The sequence below is a fragment of the Modicisalibacter sp. MOD 31.J genome, from assembly GCF_020147985.1.
In the GTDB taxonomy this organism is placed as follows: Bacteria; Pseudomonadota; Gammaproteobacteria; order Pseudomonadales; family Halomonadaceae; genus Modicisalibacter; species Modicisalibacter coralii.
Genome location: NZ_JAGXFF010000001.1, coordinates 1 through 13,585, shown reverse-complemented (window position 1 = coordinate 13,585; position 13,585 = coordinate 1). Strand labels below are relative to the sequence as shown.

The following is a 13,585-nucleotide window of genomic DNA, read 5'->3' as shown; positions in this document are numbered from 1 at the left end:
GGAAGAGTGGCGGATTACGCGAAAACGGAGTCAAGAAACGAACATGCCTGAAGCCCCCTTCTATGCCAAGGCCATGCGCGGCGCCTCGCGGCTGGTCGGACACTGGCTGATGATCGGCCAGGCCGCCCCCGATCGGCTGGCGATGATCCTCGCCGACACCGCACGCCTGGCCAAGCTCGGCGAACCCGAGGACACCCCCGACGGCGCGACCCTGACCGCCTGGAGTGGCGACGCCCAGCCCCCGCTGTGGGCGGCCCGCACCGCGCTGTTCCTGCTCGTCCAGATGCCCTCGCGCCCGACGCCGCGCGACGAGCTGGAAGGCTGTGCCTGGGCCTACTGCTGGCTGCGCAACCGCGCCTTCGACAGCTACGGCGAGGCCTGGGAGGCACTGCCCGCGCACCTGCGCGAGCCATTGCAGGCGCCGCTGGCGCAGGCCTGGGCGGACCGCGAGTCGCAGCGTCTCGTCTAAAGCCGCATTGTCGCGCGGCTAGCGCTTCTCTAGGGTTTGAGCCCCCGTCGCCCGCTCTCGGGAAAGGCGTCTTTTGCCGGTCGTTTGTCGCTAGAGGTGTGAATGGAAGTCCCGCTGTTCCTGCAAGTCTGCAAGCTGCTGGTCTCGATCGGCGTCGTGCTGGGTCTGTCGTTGATCGCCGAGCGCGTGAGCACGCGTGTCGCCGGGCTGCTCTCCGGCTACCCGCTGGGTACGGCGATCGCGCTGTTCTTCATCGGCCTGGAGATCGGTCCTGGCTTTGCCGCCGACAGTGCGGTACACACCCTGGCCGGCTTCACCGCCACCCTGGCCCTGGGTGGCGGCTACCTGCTCTGCGGGCGACGCGACGGCCTGCCGGGCGTGCTCACCGGTACCGCCGGCGGTCTGCTCTGCTGGCTGGCGGCCAGCACGGTGCTGGCCTCGCTCGCTGTCACCCGCGTGAGCGGGACCCTCATCACCCTGGCGGCGATCGGCCTGTTCATCGGCCTCTACCGCAACATCCCCGAGCGCCCCGCCACCACCCGCGGCGCCTTCTCGTGGCCGGCCCTGGGCTTTCGCGCCGGCCTCGCCGCGGCGATCATCTTCCTGATCACCGGGCTCGCCCACGTGCTCCCCGCCGCCTGGGCCGGGCTGCTCTCGGCGTTTCCGGTGACCATGTTTCCCTTCCTGGTGATCCTCCACCTGACCCACGGCGCGGCGCCCACCGCCACGGTGATCAAGCACTACCCCGCCGGGCTCGGCTCGTTGCTGGCCTACGCGCTGTGCGTCTCGCTGACCTACGACCGCTGGGGCCTGGCCCTGGGTACCCTGGCGGGCTTCGCGGTGGCCACGCTGTGGCTGCTGGCGTGGACGCGCTTGCAGGCCTCACATCGCCGGTATCGACGCCACGGCCGCGCTTGACCGCGTCACCCCGCCATTGGATCCTGAAACGCCCACAAGGAGGTGCCCCATGTTCACGCGCACGATCGACCCCACGTTCAGCGACACCGACGCCCTGGGCCACATCAACAACACGCGCATTCCGGTGTGGTTCGAACTCGGCCGCAACGACGTCTGCCGGCTGTTCACGCCCGACCTGGATCCGCAGAAGTGGGTGTTGATCCTCGCCCGCATGGAGATCGAGTACCGCGCCGAGCTGGCCTTCAACGCGCCGATCGAGATCCGTACCTGGATCTCGCGCATCGGCAACAGCTCGTTCACCGTCGATCAGGCGCTCTATCAGCACGGCGAGCTGGGGGCCGAGGGCAGGACGGTGATGATCCATTTCGACCACGCCGCCAAGCAGGCGCGGCCGATCCCCGAGTCGATCCGCGAGGCACTCGCGGCGCACCGGGACGCCACCGCGGCCGAGTGCGAGTCATGACGCCGGCGATCCGCGTTCTGGAACGCTCGGGCGTGCCCTTCGAGATCCACGAGTACCCGCACGATCCGACGGCGCCGGCCTACGGACGGGAAGCCGCCGAGGCGCTGGGGCTCGATCCCGGCGAGGTCTTCAAGACCCTGCTCGCGCGCATCGACGGCAGGCGCCTGGCGGTGGCCATCGTGCCGGTGTCGGGCAGTCTCGACCTCAAGGCACTGGCCCGCGCCGCCGGCGGCAAGAAGGCCGCCATGGCCGAGGCCGACGACGCCCAGCGCGCCACCGGCTACGTGGTCGGCGGGATCAGTCCGCTGGGCCAGAAACAGCGCCTGGCCACCTTCATCGACACCAGTGCCGAGGCCTTGCCGCGCATTCACGTCAGCGGCGGACGGCGCGGCCTCGAGATCGCGCTGGCCCCGGACGATCTGAAACGGCTGAGCGGTGCCGAGTCGGCGGCGATCGCCCGCGACTGAGTCATCGCCTCCAGGAGAGCCCCGCATGGCGATCCGCTACGACCTCTGGCTGTTTCCCGACGACGTCGAACGCCATCGGCGCGTCGAGGCCGACCTAGAGCACTACTTCGTCGAACGCTTCGCCGACTACCCGCACATCCGCTTGTTCGGCGACGACCCTTACGATTATGATGCGCCGTTCAATCGCCTCTACGCCGCGCTGCTTGCCCGCGCCAACGACTACTGCGAGCGCGAGTGGCGTTACGCGCCCACCCCGGTCCAGCTCAATCAGGCCTTCTTCCGCGCGGTGGCACGCTCGACCAAATTCCTGCGGGGCCCCAGTGATGCTGATCCGAACCGATGACTACCCCGATGCGCGCCAGCTGACACGAATCGCCGAGCAACTCGGCCGCACGCCGCGCGGCATCCAGGCCGTCACCGCCACCGACGGCGAGGGCACGCCGCTGGTGCTGCGCATGGAGTCGATCGTCGACGACAAGCCCTTCCCCACGCTCTACTGGCTGTGTTCCGAGCGGCTCAAGATCGAGATCTCGCGGATCGAGGCCGCCGGCGTCATCAAGCAGCTCGAGGCACGCCTGCAGGAAGACCCCGAGTTTCTGGCCGCCTACCACGCCAGCCACGCGGACTACGTCGCGCGACGCTGGGCAAGCATGCGCCCCGAACACCGCCGGTTGGCCGCCGAGCGCGGCTACGAGGCGTTGTTCCGCGAGCGCGGCATCGGCGGCATCAGCAACTGGGACCAGGTACGCTGCCTGCATACCCAGTACGCGCACCATCTCTCCGGCGACAACGTCATCGGCCAGTGGCTCGACCGCGAATACGGCGTGATCGACTGTCTGCCCTGATCGGTCTTCATCCATCCACGAGGAGTTCGCATGTCGTGTATCTGTGTCTACCTGGGAGCCCGCGAGGGCCATGATGCCCGCTTCCGCGAGGCCGCCGTGACGCTCGGCCGGTGCATCGCCGAGCGCGGCGATACCCTGGTCTACGGCGGTGCCCAAGTGGGCCTGATGGGCGCCCTGGCAGATGCCACCCTGGCCGCCGGCGGCCAGGTGATCGGGGTCATCCCGCACCACCTGGTCGATCGCGAGCTGGCCCACGAGTCGCTGACCCGCCTGATCCGCGTCGACGACATGCACGAACGCAAGGCGACCATGGCGGAGCACGCCGATGCCTTCATCGCCCTGCCCGGCGGTATCGGCACCCTGGAAGAACTCTTCGAGACCTGGACCTGGCAGTACCTGGGGCTGCACGACAAGCCGCTCGGCGTGCTCGACGTGGGCGGCTTCTACCAGCCCTTGCTGCGGTTTCTCGACAGCACCGTGGAGGCCGGCCTCCTCGATGCCACCACCCGCGGTCAACTGGTTGCCGCGGCCGAGCCGAACGTCCTGCTCGACCGGCTCATGGCACCGGCTGACGCCGACTAGGCGCGACCTCGCCCCCGGGTCGCGCGGCGGTCTCCGCCTCCAGCGGGGCCTCGCCGATATAGCGACGCCGCTTGTCGGGCTTGAGCCGGGTCACGTCGACCACCACCAGGCCGTCGAGGCAGTAGCCGAAATCGGCATCGACCCCGAAGTCCATGAAGCGCACCGCGCCGGACTCGGCCACCTCGCCATACTGCTTGTAGAGTACCGGCACGCTGGCCCCGAGCGCCTCGAGCTGCTCGCGCAGGCGGCGGAAATCGCCGTCGCGATCGTCGCCCTGAAAGAGCCGTTCGGCCTCCTGACGGCCGGCCGTCGACAGGGCGAAGGGCGCTCTGGCACGCACGCACTCGGACAGGTCGCCATAGTAATGCCGATAGTAGGCGACCAGCAGCTCCCGGGCGCGCAGCGGCAGGCGTCCGGAGATCGTCACCGGACCGAACAGCCAGCGCACCTCCGGATGATGGCGCAGGTAGGCGCCCAGCCCCAGCCATAGGTAGTCGAGGCTGCGCCGCCCCCAGTAGCGCGGCTGGACGAAACTGCGCCCCAGCTCCAGGCCGTGGCGCCACGCGTCCCAGGGCGCGTCACCCAGATGGAAGAGCGTCGAGGCATAGAGCCCGTCGATGCCGTGACTGTCGAGCAACGGCCCCACCTCGCCGAGGCGATAGGCGCCGGCGATCTCCAGGTCCTGATCGTCCCACACCAGCAGGTGGCGATAGCGGGCATCGAAGTCATCGAGATCGCAGCGTCGACCGCTGCCCTCGCCGACCCGGCGGAACGCGATCTCGCGCAACCGGCCGATCTCGCGCAGCACCACCGAGTCGAGAGGGCCGTCGTAGAGCAGGATCCGCTTGCCGTCGCGGGTCTCGCCCAGGCAGCGGGCCCCGCGCAGCGCCGCGCGCAGGGCCTGACGGTCCTCGGGGTGGGCGATCGCCGCCTCGCCGCGAAAGATGCCCTTGCGCCCGCGCCCCAGCCGATAGACGTGCTTGCGCAGCAGCTTGAGCTTGACCGGCGTCGCCAGATCGGCGCGATCGAACTGCTCGAGCGGCAGCAGCGCCCCCGCGCGTACCCGGAGCAGGCGATCGCGCTGGCGGAACATCTCGTGGGGCAGCAGCAGGGTGGCCAAGTCGTCGCGCAACGCGGCAAGCAGATAGAAACGCCATGAGTTGCGCCCCTGGACGTGCAGCGGCAACAGCGGCGCATTGGTGCGGCGCGCCAGGTGCAGCACACCCGCCTGCCAGCGACCGTCGCGAACGCCGCGCAGGCTCGCCCGGGACACCTCGCCGGCGGGGAAGACGATCACCGCCTCCTCGCGATCCAGCGCTTCGCCGATGGTGGCGAGGCTGCGTCGAAATCCCCGTCGCGAGAGGTTGTCGACCGGCAGCAGGCATTCGGCGAGCGGCTCGACCTGCAGCAGCAGGGTGTTGGCGACGATCTTCACGTCGGGGCGCACATCGGCGACGAGTCGCAGCAGGGCCAGGCCGTCGAGTGCGCCCAGCGGGTGGTTGGCGACGATCAGCACGCGCCCGCTGACCGGGATGTTCTCGCGCTCGCGCGAGGGCAGGGTATAACCGAAACGGAAGTGATCGAGTACGCGGTCGACGAAGGCGAGCCCCCGGCTGTCGCGATGCTCGACGAGGAAGCGATTGATCTCGGTCTCGTGGATCAGCCGCCGGACCAGGGCGACGAGACCGTGACGCAACCAGCCGGGCAGCCGCCCGAACCCCGTGACATGGCGCTGCATGGCGCTGGCGATATCGATCATCCCCGCTTCCCCCGGCCTGTGTCGATTATTGTCCGACGACAGCTTGCCGATGCCGTATGACAGTGACGTGGCGGCCGGCGCTTGGGTAAAGTGGCGACAGGCTTCAGTGACCGGACCCAGCAAGGAGAGACGGATGTTCGCCATCGCCATCGATAACGACCAGCAGTTGCACTGGCAGGAGCAGGACGCTCCCGGCCGCCAGGACCCGCATGACGTGCGCATTCGCGTCGCCTGGGCGGGCATGAACCGGGCCGACCTGATGCAGCGTGCCGGTCAGTACCCGCCGCCGCCCGGCGCGTCGACGATCCTCGGCCTCGAGGTCAGCGGCACGGTGATCGACACCGGCCCTCAGGTGGAGCGGCTGCGTCCCGGCGACAAGGTCTGCGCGCTGCTCGCCGGCGGCGGCTATGCCGAGGAAGTGGTCGTCCACGAGGACCAGGTGCTGACGCTGCCCGACGGCTACGGGCTGCGCGAGGCGGCGGCCCTGCCCGAGGTGTTCGCCACCGCCTGGCTCAACCTGTTCATGGAGGGCGGGCTGCGGCGTGTCGACGGGCGGCCCGAACGGGTCCTGCTGCATGCCGGGGCGAGCGGCGTGGGGACCACGGCGATCCAGCTGTGCCATGTCTTCGGGCACCCCTGCTTCGTCACCGTGGGCAGCGCGGAAAAGCTCGAACAGTGCCGTCGCCTCGGTGCCCAGGCCGGCTGGAACCGCCACGACGGCAGCTTCGTCGAGGCGGTCAGGGACTGGGGCGGCGCCGACGTGATTCTCGATCCGGTCGGGGCGAGCTATCTCGCCGACAATCAGCAGGTACTCAATCAGGACGGCCGGCTGGTGCTGATCGGCCTGATGGGCGGGCGTCACGCCGATCTGGACATGGGCCGCATGCTGATGAAACGCCAGCGCCTGATCGGCTCGACCCTGCGCAGCAAGTCGCCACGTGCCAAGGGCTCGATTCTCGACAGCCTGCATACCCATGTCTGGCCACGGCTGGCCCGCGGCGAACTGCGCCCGCTGATCGATCGCGACTGGCCGATCCAGCAGGCCGACGCGGCAATGGCCTATCTGGAGAGCAATGCCAGCACGGGCAAGGTACTGCTGTCGGTCAGCGGCGAGGGATGAGCGTCGCCGCGCTCACGGGCGGTGGCTGCGTGCCGCCGCTTCGCGGGTCTTGAGGTAGGTCAGCTGGAGCAGACGCGCGTCGTCGCCGGCACGGTGGCGCTGAATGCCCCACTCGCCGATCAGGGCTTCCTTGGTCTGCTTCCAGAGTCCGAGCTGCGCCTCGCAGAGCAGCGAGCGCAGCGCTTCGAGGCGAAAGCGTGGCAGCATGCCGGCATGATGAAAGAGCAGCGACAGCCAGGTGTTGTCGTAGCCCCAGCTGTCGCTGTAGGCGATGCCGATCTCGGCGAGCTCGTCGTTGAGCCAGCGCGCCACTTCCCCCACCGGGTAGCCCTCCCGCGCGAGCCGTGCGCGACTGATGCCATGCAGCAGCTCCGCCTTGGGATCCCAGTGTGTCCACTCGGGCAGGGGCTGGATCAGAAACGCGCACACGCTGCCGTCGCCACGGGCCAGGCCGATCTCGATGGGGTAGCTGCCGCGGCCAAAGCCGGACGCTTCGATATCGAGGAGAGTGGGCAGCGTCACATCAGCGGTCCTTTGTCGTCGGTCAGGCACGGCCGGTTAGGCACGGCCGGTCAGGCGCGGCGCCCGAGCAGGCGAAGGGCAGCAGTGCCTCCCGCTAGCGCAGGAGGCCCGAGCACCACCCGGTGGGGTCATTCTGGCGCCGATAGCGCAGGGCGACAACGGTCGGCGGGGAATTCCCGACCAAGGCAGGGTGTCCCGGGCCGGGTGCCTCGACGCCGTCACGGCGAAGGGCGCTCCCGGCACGCGACATGATCAGTGGGTCAGCGCCCGCTGGCCATGGTGGCCATCGGCACCGGTATGGCGCTCCGCCAGCGCCTGCCACTGGGCGGCGCGTCGCGGATCGACCGGCAGCCCCAGTTCCCCGCGGCGGTAGGCATCGGCCAGGCGTTCGGCGGCCGTGGGATGGCCCGCCTCGCCGGCGCGGGCATACCAGGTCACCGCATGGTCGTCGCGACGCGGGTACTGGGCACAACCGTGCTCGTAGATGCGGGCGGCCTGATACTGAGCCCGGGCATCGCCGGTCTGGGCCGCCTGCAGCACGTAGCGGGCGCCCTTGGCCTTGTCCTGGGGCGTCACGCCACGCTGATAGAGCATGTGCCCGTACAGCGACAGGGCGCTGGTGTGGCCGGCCTCGGCGCAGCGCTGAAAGAGGCGCATCGTCAACCGCTGGGTACGCGGAGAGCGAGGCAACCAACGAGTCTGGAACAGCTGTTCGGCCAGCCGAAATTCGAGCCGGGTGAACAGGGAAGATGCCTGCGGCATGGCGATAAAACCTTGATCGAGTTTGCCTTGGGTGACGACGTCGACCTTGGCTCCACCTTGAGCCAGCCCACGCCTCATCTCCTGACTGCCAACCGTCCGGACCTCCGCCGGAGCAACGGGTGGCAAGCATACGCCCCACTCTGGCCCGACTCAACCCCCGATTTGCTGCCCTGCAGCGGGCTGGTTAACATGCGATTTTTCGACCGTTCAGGGAGCCCCGAACATGCAAAAGCGCCCGCTAGGCAATACCGGGATCAACGTCAGTCGTCTGTGCCTGGGGACGATGACGTTCGGCGAGCAGAACAGCGAGTCCGACGCGCATCGCCAGCTCGATCGGGCACGCGACGCCGGCATCGACTTCATCGACACGGCCGAGATGTATCCGGTACCGCCGAAGGCGGAGACCCAGGGACTGACCGAGGCCTACATCGGGACCTGGTTCAAGGCACGCGGCAAGCGCGACGAGGTGATCCTCGCCACCAAGGCCGCCGGCCCGCGTCTCGAGCATATCCGCGGCGGCCCCCGCTTCACCCGCGAACACCTCCATGCGGCCGTCGACACCAGCCTCGAGCGCCTGCAGACCGACTACATCGACCTCTACCAGCTGCACTGGCCGGACCGCAGCACCAACACCTTCGGTCAGCTCGATTACGCGCCCGACCCCGACGAGGACGCCACGCCGCTGGAAGAAACCCTCGCCGCCCTGAAGGAACTGGTCGACGCCGGCAAGATCCGCGCCATCGGCCTCTCCAACGAGACGCCCTGGGGCGTGATGCGCTGCCTGCATCTGGCCGAGACGCTGGGACTGCCGCGGGTCGCCAGCGTGCAGAACCCCTACAACCTGCTCAATCGCAGCTTCGAGGTGGGCCTGGCGGAGATCGCCAATCGCGAGAACGTCGGCCTGCTCGCCTATTCGCCGCTGGCCTTCGGCGTGCTGTCGGGCAAGTATCTCGACGGGGCGCGCCCGCCGCAGGGGCGTCTGACGCTGTTCGAGCGCTTTCAGCGCTATACCTCGGATGTCGCCGAGCAGGCCACCCGCGCCTACGTCGACATCGCCCGGCAACATGATCTCGACCCGGCCCAGATGGCACTGGCCTTCGTCAATTCACGCCCCTTCCTGACCAGCAACATCATCGGTGCCACGACGCTGGACCAGCTCGAGAGCAACCTGGCGAGCGAGTCGCTCACCCTGGAACCGGCCGTACTCGAGGCCATCGACGCCGTCCACCGGCGTCTCTCCAATCCCTGCCCCTGAATGGCTATGAGCGCGATAGCGGGGGCCGCCTCGGCCCCCGTCACCACGCTTGGTATACTCCGGGATTCGCCCGTCAAACCGATCAGGAGTTCGCCATGCTGAGCGTGATTTCGCCGGCCAAGACGCTGGATTTCGAGACCCCTCCCACCACCGAGCAGTACTCCCAACCGGATTATCTCGACCAGAGCCGGGAGCTGATCGACATCCTCCGCGATTATTCGCCCCAGCGGCTGGCCGAGTTGATGGGCATCAGCGACAAGCTGGCTGGCCTCAATGCGGCACGCTACGGGCAGTGGCAACCGCCCTTCACGCTCGACAACGCCAAACAGGCCGCCCAGGCCTTTCAGGGCGACGTCTACCAGGGGCTCGATGCGCCGACCTTCGACGATGACGACAACGCCTTCGCCCAGGCGCACCTGCGCATTCTCTCGGGGCTCTACGGATTGCTGCGTCCGCTGGACCTGATCCAGCCCTACCGGCTGGAGATGGGCACGCGGCTGGCCAATCCGGCCGGCAAGGATCTCTACGCCTTCTGGCGCGAGCGGCTGACCCGGGATCTCGATGCCGCCGTGGCCGCAAGCGGCTCCCCGGTGCTGGTCAACCTGGCCTCCAACGAGTACGTCAAGGCGATCGACACCCGTCGACTGTCCGCCCGGGTCATCTCGCCGGTCTTCAAGGACGCCAAGAACGGGCAGTACAAGATCATCAGCTTCTATGCCAAGAAGGCCCGCGGACTCATGGCGGCCTGGCTGATTCGCGAACGCATCGACGACCCGGCAGCCCTCACGGGGTTCGACGTCGCCGGCTATCGTTACGCCCCCGAACAGTCGAAAGAGCATGCCCCGGTTTTCGTGCGCGAAGAAGCGGACCGCGCCTGATACCTGCCCGGGGTTTTCCGCTAGGGTGAGTCAGGCTCGCCAAGAACCGGTAGAATGAGCGGGCGTTTCATCCTCCGGAGATTGTCCATGCGTAACCTGTTCGTCATGTTGCTGGTCGGCCTGCTCGGCTTCGGCCTGGCGGTCGATCACGCCGAAGCTCGCCGTATGGGCGGCGGCAAGAGTTTCGGTTCCTATTCACGCTCCATCAGTAGCCAGAAGTCCTCCACGGCCAGCCCCAGACCCTCCATTGGCCTGTCGCGCTTCGCCGGTCCGTTCGCCGGGCTGCTCGCCGGCGGCCTGCTGGCCTCGCTGTTCTTCGGCGGCGGCTTCGACGGCCTGCGCCTGATGGACATGCTGCTGATCGGCGGGGCGATCTGGCTGGCCACTCGCCTGTTCACCCGGCTCCGGGCAGCGACGGCGAGCGGCCCCCAGGCCCACCGGCAATCCCACGATAGCGCCCAGGAAACGGCGCAACCCTTCACGGCGACGGGTGCCATTGGTGGCGGCAACTCGCCGAGCTGGTTCGACAAGGAGCGTTTCCTCAACGATGCCAAGCAGCACTTCATGGCGCTGCAGCGCGCCTGGGACAACAACGACCTGAGCAAGATCCAGGAGTACGTGACCCCGGAATTCTACAACCTGTTGCGCGAGGAACGCGCCAATCAGCCGCCCAACAACCGCACCGAGATCGTGCGTCTGTTCGTCGAGCTGGGCGACGTGCGCGAATACGCGCAGCAGGCCGAAGCCTCGGTGATCTTCCACGGCGTCGTGGACGAGAACGGCGAGCGCAACGAGTTCAACGAAACCTGGCACCTGACGCGCGAGCTGCGCGACGGCGCCCCCTGGCACGTGCAGGGGATCGAGCAGAATCCCAGCGCCTGACGCCTTCATGCGGTCACCGGGCCGCTCACGAAAAAGCCAGCCTGACGGCTGGCTTTTTGCATGGCATCGGGTCGCGGCGGATCGCTGTTCCGCCTCCCCTCATGTTCAGTTGTTCTGGGCGTCCTCCGCGGCATCCTGGACGTCGTCGCCCATCTCCTCGACGCTGTCGCCGACGTCTTCTGCCGCCTGATCGATGTTCTCGCCCGCCTCCTCGGCAGGGCCGTCATTGTCGCAGGCGGCCACGCCACCCAGCATCAGGGCCATCATCAGGGCCAGACCGAGTTTGCGCAGCATATCCGATGTCATCATGGGCTCCTCCTGAGTCTTGATCACCATTCTTGGCACTACATGTCCTGGCGGTGCGTCCGAAAACGGCCGCCAGCGCTCCTACCATAACCATACCGCGTCCTGGACTCTAGTCCCGGGCCCACTCGATTGCCCCGGTGAGCGAATCTCTCACAAACACTATCGGTCCTGGCCTATCTAACCACGGCCGACGACTGCGTTATCGTCCCCTGGACACCCGCTAGCCGGGCACCTTCCAACAACGACATGTCTCCCCGCAGTGGAACCGTGGGCGTCGAATCCGTTCACCACGATACGCCGGCATCGCGCATCGCGATCCCAGCCATCCATCGAGGAGTACCTGGCATGCCGTTCACCGAACGACATCTCGCCCAAGCCCTATCCCTTCCCATGACGCAAGGAGACGCGACATGAGCCACCCTTCCCGTTCCCACGGCTGGCCCGTGCAGGATCTCAAGCACGACCTCCCGGCCGGTATCGCCGTCTTTCTGGTCGCCATTCCCCTGTGCCTCGGCATAGCACTGGCCTCGGGGGCTCCCCCACTATCCGGCCTGCTGGCTGGCATCATCGGCGGCCTGGTGATTTCGCTGGCGAGCGGGTCCTCGCTGAGCGTGAGCGGCCCCGCCGCCGGCCTGGTGGTGGTGGTCCTCTCCGCCATCGAGACGCTCGGCTTCGCCGGTCTCTTGATGGCGACGGCGGTCAGCGGCCTCCTGCAGATGCTCTTCGGCTATCTGCGCCTGGGCCGCATCGGTGCTTTCGTGCCGAGTTCGGTGATCAAGGGCATGCTGGCCGGCATCGGGGTGATCCTGATCATCAACCAGTTACCCATGCTGCTTGGCATGCCGGCCGGAGAGACCCTGGGCTGGCACGACCTCGCCAACCTGTCCGAACAGACGAATGGCCTGGCCGTCGTCATCGCCGTCACCTCCCTGGCCCTGCTCTGGCTCTGGGATCGGCCGAGCATCAAGCGCTCGCCGCTGGGCATGCTGCCCGGTCCGCTGGTGGTGGTCGTCGCGGCGATCCTGATCGACCAGACGATGCCCGGCGCCTGGTTCACGCCCCTCGACGACACCCAGCACATTGCCCTGCCCATCGAATCGCTGGGGCTCACCGGCTTCCAGCAATTCCTCGATCAGTTGCAGACACCCGCAATCAGCACGCTGGCCAATCCCGAGCTCTACCTGTTCGCGCTCACCCTGGCATTGATCGCCAGTCTGGAGACCCTGCTGAGCATCGAGGCGGTCGACAAGCTCGATCCTCTCAAGCGGCATACGTCGCCGCATCGCGAACTCAAGGCGCAAGGACTCGGCAATCTGCTCAGTGGCCTGGTGGGCGGCCTGCCGATCACGGCGGTGATCGTGCGCAGCTCCGCCAACGTCAACGCCGGTGGGCGAACCCGTGCCTCGAGCCTGATTCACGGGCTCCTGCTGTTCGCCACCGTCGCCTTCCTGGCGCCCATGCTGGAGCTGATGCCGCTCGCCTGCCTGGCCGCGATCCTGATCCACACCGGCTACAAGCTGGCCAATCCGCGCCTGATCCTGGCCCTGTACCGGCAAGGCCTGAATCGCCTGATTCCGTTCGCCGCGACCCTGGTGTCGGTGGTCGCCATCGACCTGCTCAAGGGCGTCCTGATCGGCATGTTCTGCGGGCTATGCTTCATGATTCGCGCCAATTTCCGTCGCGCCGTGTCGTTCCGCCAGGAAGGCGATCGGGCCTGGATGACCTTCCACACGGACATCTCCTTTCTCAACCGGGAGGAAGTTCGCAGCCGGCTCGAGCGCCTCGTGCCGGGCACGCACCTGGTCATCGACGCGCGCCACGCCCTGCATGTCGACCCCGATATCCGCGAGGATATCGACGCCTTCACGCGCAATGCCCCGCTGCACGGTATCACCGTCGAACTGAGAGACCTGCGGGGATTCAGTGCGAGCTTTCCGGGCTCTCCCGTCGACGACGATAGCCACCGCCTGCCCCTGGGGCAGAGCGCTTTCACCTGACCGTTTCACTTTCCAGCGGGCCGGCCCCCGGGCCGGCTTTCCGGTGCCCGACGCCGAGGTGAGCGAGCGAGGCTTTCGCATGGAACTGCCGCAACGAGATCCGAGCCCTATAGCCGACACGACAACCCCGGCCACAGGGGAAGAAGGCGTCGGGGGTATGGGGCCCCGAGCGGTGGCGCGGCATCTGGGGAAGGCAGGGTTACAGAGGGCCGGGCGACATCCGCGCGACGGTTTTTCGGCCCCCTGAAACGCAAAAACCCCAGCCGATTGGCTGGGGTTTTCCGAAAAGATGCCTGACGATGTCTCGGCCGGCGCTCCGGCGGCCGGCGCTCCGGGACTCTCGCAGGGGGTACCCGGCTC

Annotated in this window: 16 protein-coding genes; 12 read left to right on the top strand and 4 right to left on the bottom strand. The window is 67.8% G+C overall.

Annotated features, from left to right (window positions below):
- The first annotated feature begins 43 nt into the window (after positions 1-43).
- From KGR00_RS00080 to KGR00_RS00050, 7 genes are all read left to right on the top strand, one after another.
- Entirely contained in the window at positions 44-469 is a 426-nt protein-coding gene (locus tag KGR00_RS00080) for a hypothetical protein (RefSeq protein WP_129141732.1), read from the top strand.
- 102 nt (positions 470-571) lie between these two features.
- Positions 572-1,387, top strand: a complete 816-nt coding sequence (locus KGR00_RS00075) for a hypothetical protein (RefSeq protein WP_224418162.1) — start codon at positions 572-574, stop codon at positions 1,385-1,387.
- Positions 1,388-1,436: 49 nt separating this feature from the next.
- A complete protein-coding gene (locus tag KGR00_RS00070; protein ID WP_224418163.1) occupies positions 1,437-1,850 on the top strand; it encodes a thioesterase family protein in 414 nt (137 codons plus the stop codon).
- Complete coding sequence (ybaK, locus tag KGR00_RS00065; RefSeq protein ID WP_224418164.1) at positions 1,847-2,317, top strand: Cys-tRNA(Pro) deacylase; 471 nt, start codon at positions 1,847-1,849, stop codon at positions 2,315-2,317. Before KGR00_RS00070 ends, ybaK begins: the two co-directional genes overlap by 4 nt.
- 25 nt (positions 2,318-2,342) lie before the next feature.
- Positions 2,343-2,660, top strand: a complete 318-nt coding sequence (locus tag KGR00_RS00060; protein WP_129141736.1) for a hypothetical protein — start codon at positions 2,343-2,345, stop codon at positions 2,658-2,660.
- The gene (locus KGR00_RS00055) at positions 2,641-3,162 is read left to right on the top strand and encodes a DUF501 domain-containing protein (RefSeq protein WP_224418165.1); all 522 of its coding nucleotides are present in this window, start codon (positions 2,641-2,643) and stop codon (positions 3,160-3,162) included. The genes KGR00_RS00060 and KGR00_RS00055 overlap by 20 nt, the downstream gene beginning before the upstream one ends.
- 30 nt (positions 3,163-3,192) lie before the next feature.
- The gene (locus tag KGR00_RS00050) at positions 3,193-3,744 is read left to right on the top strand and encodes a TIGR00730 family Rossman fold protein (protein WP_224418166.1); all 552 of its coding nucleotides are present in this window, start codon (positions 3,193-3,195) and stop codon (positions 3,742-3,744) included.
- Here KGR00_RS00050 and KGR00_RS00045 read toward each other — a convergent pair.
- A complete protein-coding gene (locus KGR00_RS00045) occupies positions 3,719-5,503 on the bottom strand; it encodes a GNAT family N-acyltransferase (protein ID WP_224418167.1) in 1,785 nt (594 codons plus the stop codon). The genes KGR00_RS00050 and KGR00_RS00045 overlap by 26 nt on opposite strands.
- Before the next feature lie 133 nt (positions 5,504-5,636).
- On the opposite strand from KGR00_RS00045, the gene KGR00_RS00040 reads away from it, so the two are divergent.
- Positions 5,637-6,623, top strand: a complete 987-nt coding sequence (locus tag KGR00_RS00040; RefSeq protein ID WP_129141740.1) for an NAD(P)H-quinone oxidoreductase — start codon at positions 5,637-5,639, stop codon at positions 6,621-6,623.
- A 12-nt stretch (positions 6,624-6,635) separates the two neighbouring features.
- On the opposite strand, the gene KGR00_RS00035 is transcribed toward KGR00_RS00040, so the two are convergent.
- Positions 6,636-7,145, bottom strand: coding sequence for a hypothetical protein (locus KGR00_RS00035; RefSeq protein WP_129141741.1), 510 nt, complete (start codon positions 7,143-7,145; stop codon positions 6,636-6,638).
- 252 nt (positions 7,146-7,397) lie between these two features.
- On the bottom strand, positions 7,398-7,907 hold the full coding sequence (locus tag KGR00_RS00030; protein WP_224418168.1) for a tetratricopeptide repeat protein: 510 nt from the start codon (positions 7,905-7,907) through the stop codon (positions 7,398-7,400).
- A gap of 223 nt (positions 7,908-8,130) precedes the next feature.
- Here KGR00_RS00030 and KGR00_RS00025 point away from each other — a divergent pair, with 223 nt between their 5' ends.
- The 3 genes from KGR00_RS00025 to KGR00_RS00015 all read left to right on the top strand — a co-directional run bounded on the left by KGR00_RS00025 (position 8,131) and on the right by KGR00_RS00015 (position 10,922).
- Positions 8,131-9,162, top strand: a complete 1,032-nt coding sequence (locus tag KGR00_RS00025; RefSeq protein WP_224418169.1) for an NADP(H)-dependent aldo-keto reductase — start codon at positions 8,131-8,133, stop codon at positions 9,160-9,162.
- Positions 9,163-9,257: 95 nt separating this feature from the next.
- Positions 9,258-10,040 carry a peroxide stress protein YaaA gene (yaaA, locus tag KGR00_RS00020; protein ID WP_129141744.1) on the top strand — a complete coding sequence of 261 codons (783 nt, stop codon included), beginning with the start codon at positions 9,258-9,260 and terminating at the stop codon, positions 10,038-10,040.
- Positions 10,041-10,127: 87 nt separating this feature from the next.
- Positions 10,128-10,922: a Tim44-like domain-containing protein gene (locus KGR00_RS00015; protein ID WP_224418170.1), complete on the top strand. Its 795-nt coding sequence runs from the start codon at positions 10,128-10,130 to the stop codon at positions 10,920-10,922.
- 105 nt (positions 10,923-11,027) lie between these two features.
- Here KGR00_RS00015 and KGR00_RS00010 read toward each other — a convergent pair whose 3' ends face one another.
- On the bottom strand, positions 11,028-11,231 hold the full coding sequence (locus KGR00_RS00010; RefSeq protein WP_325051850.1) for a hypothetical protein: 204 nt from the start codon (positions 11,229-11,231) through the stop codon (positions 11,028-11,030).
- 407 nt (positions 11,232-11,638) lie between these two features.
- Here KGR00_RS00010 and KGR00_RS00005 point away from each other — a divergent pair, with 407 nt between their 5' ends.
- The gene (locus KGR00_RS00005; protein WP_224418171.1) at positions 11,639-13,225 is read left to right on the top strand and encodes a SulP family inorganic anion transporter; all 1,587 of its coding nucleotides are present in this window, start codon (positions 11,639-11,641) and stop codon (positions 13,223-13,225) included.
- Positions 13,226-13,585 lie beyond the last annotated feature (360 nt).

Excerpts from the sequence above, each read along its gene's own strand:
- KGR00_RS00080 (WP_129141732.1), top strand. The coding sequence starts at position 44 with ATGCCTGAAGCCCCCTTCTATGCCAAGGCCATGCGCGGCGCCTCGCGG.
- KGR00_RS00075 (WP_224418162.1), top strand. The coding sequence starts at position 572 with ATGGAAGTCCCGCTGTTCCTGCAAGTCTGCAAGCTGCTGGTCTCGATC.
- KGR00_RS00070 (WP_224418163.1), top strand. The coding sequence starts at position 1,437 with ATGTTCACGCGCACGATCGACCCCACGTTCAGCGACACCGACGCCCTG.
- ybaK (WP_224418164.1), top strand. The coding sequence starts at position 1,847 with ATGACGCCGGCGATCCGCGTTCTGGAACGCTCGGGCGTGCCCTTCGAG.
- KGR00_RS00060 (WP_129141736.1), top strand. The coding sequence starts at position 2,343 with ATGGCGATCCGCTACGACCTCTGGCTGTTTCCCGACGACGTCGAACGC.
- KGR00_RS00055 (WP_224418165.1), top strand. The coding sequence starts at position 2,641 with ATGCTGATCCGAACCGATGACTACCCCGATGCGCGCCAGCTGACACGA.
- KGR00_RS00050 (WP_224418166.1), top strand. The coding sequence starts at position 3,193 with ATGTCGTGTATCTGTGTCTACCTGGGAGCCCGCGAGGGCCATGATGCC.
- KGR00_RS00045 (WP_224418167.1), bottom strand. The coding sequence starts at position 5,503 with ATGATCGATATCGCCAGCGCCATGCAGCGCCATGTCACGGGGTTCGGG.
- KGR00_RS00040 (WP_129141740.1), top strand. The coding sequence starts at position 5,637 with ATGTTCGCCATCGCCATCGATAACGACCAGCAGTTGCACTGGCAGGAG.
- KGR00_RS00030 (WP_224418168.1), bottom strand. The coding sequence starts at position 7,907 with ATGCCGCAGGCATCTTCCCTGTTCACCCGGCTCGAATTTCGGCTGGCC.
- KGR00_RS00025 (WP_224418169.1), top strand. The coding sequence starts at position 8,131 with ATGCAAAAGCGCCCGCTAGGCAATACCGGGATCAACGTCAGTCGTCTG.
- yaaA (WP_129141744.1), top strand. The coding sequence starts at position 9,258 with ATGCTGAGCGTGATTTCGCCGGCCAAGACGCTGGATTTCGAGACCCCT.
- KGR00_RS00015 (WP_224418170.1), top strand. The coding sequence starts at position 10,128 with ATGCGTAACCTGTTCGTCATGTTGCTGGTCGGCCTGCTCGGCTTCGGC.
- KGR00_RS00010 (WP_325051850.1), bottom strand. The coding sequence starts at position 11,231 with ATGATGACATCGGATATGCTGCGCAAACTCGGTCTGGCCCTGATGATG.
- KGR00_RS00005 (WP_224418171.1), top strand. The coding sequence starts at position 11,639 with ATGAGCCACCCTTCCCGTTCCCACGGCTGGCCCGTGCAGGATCTCAAG.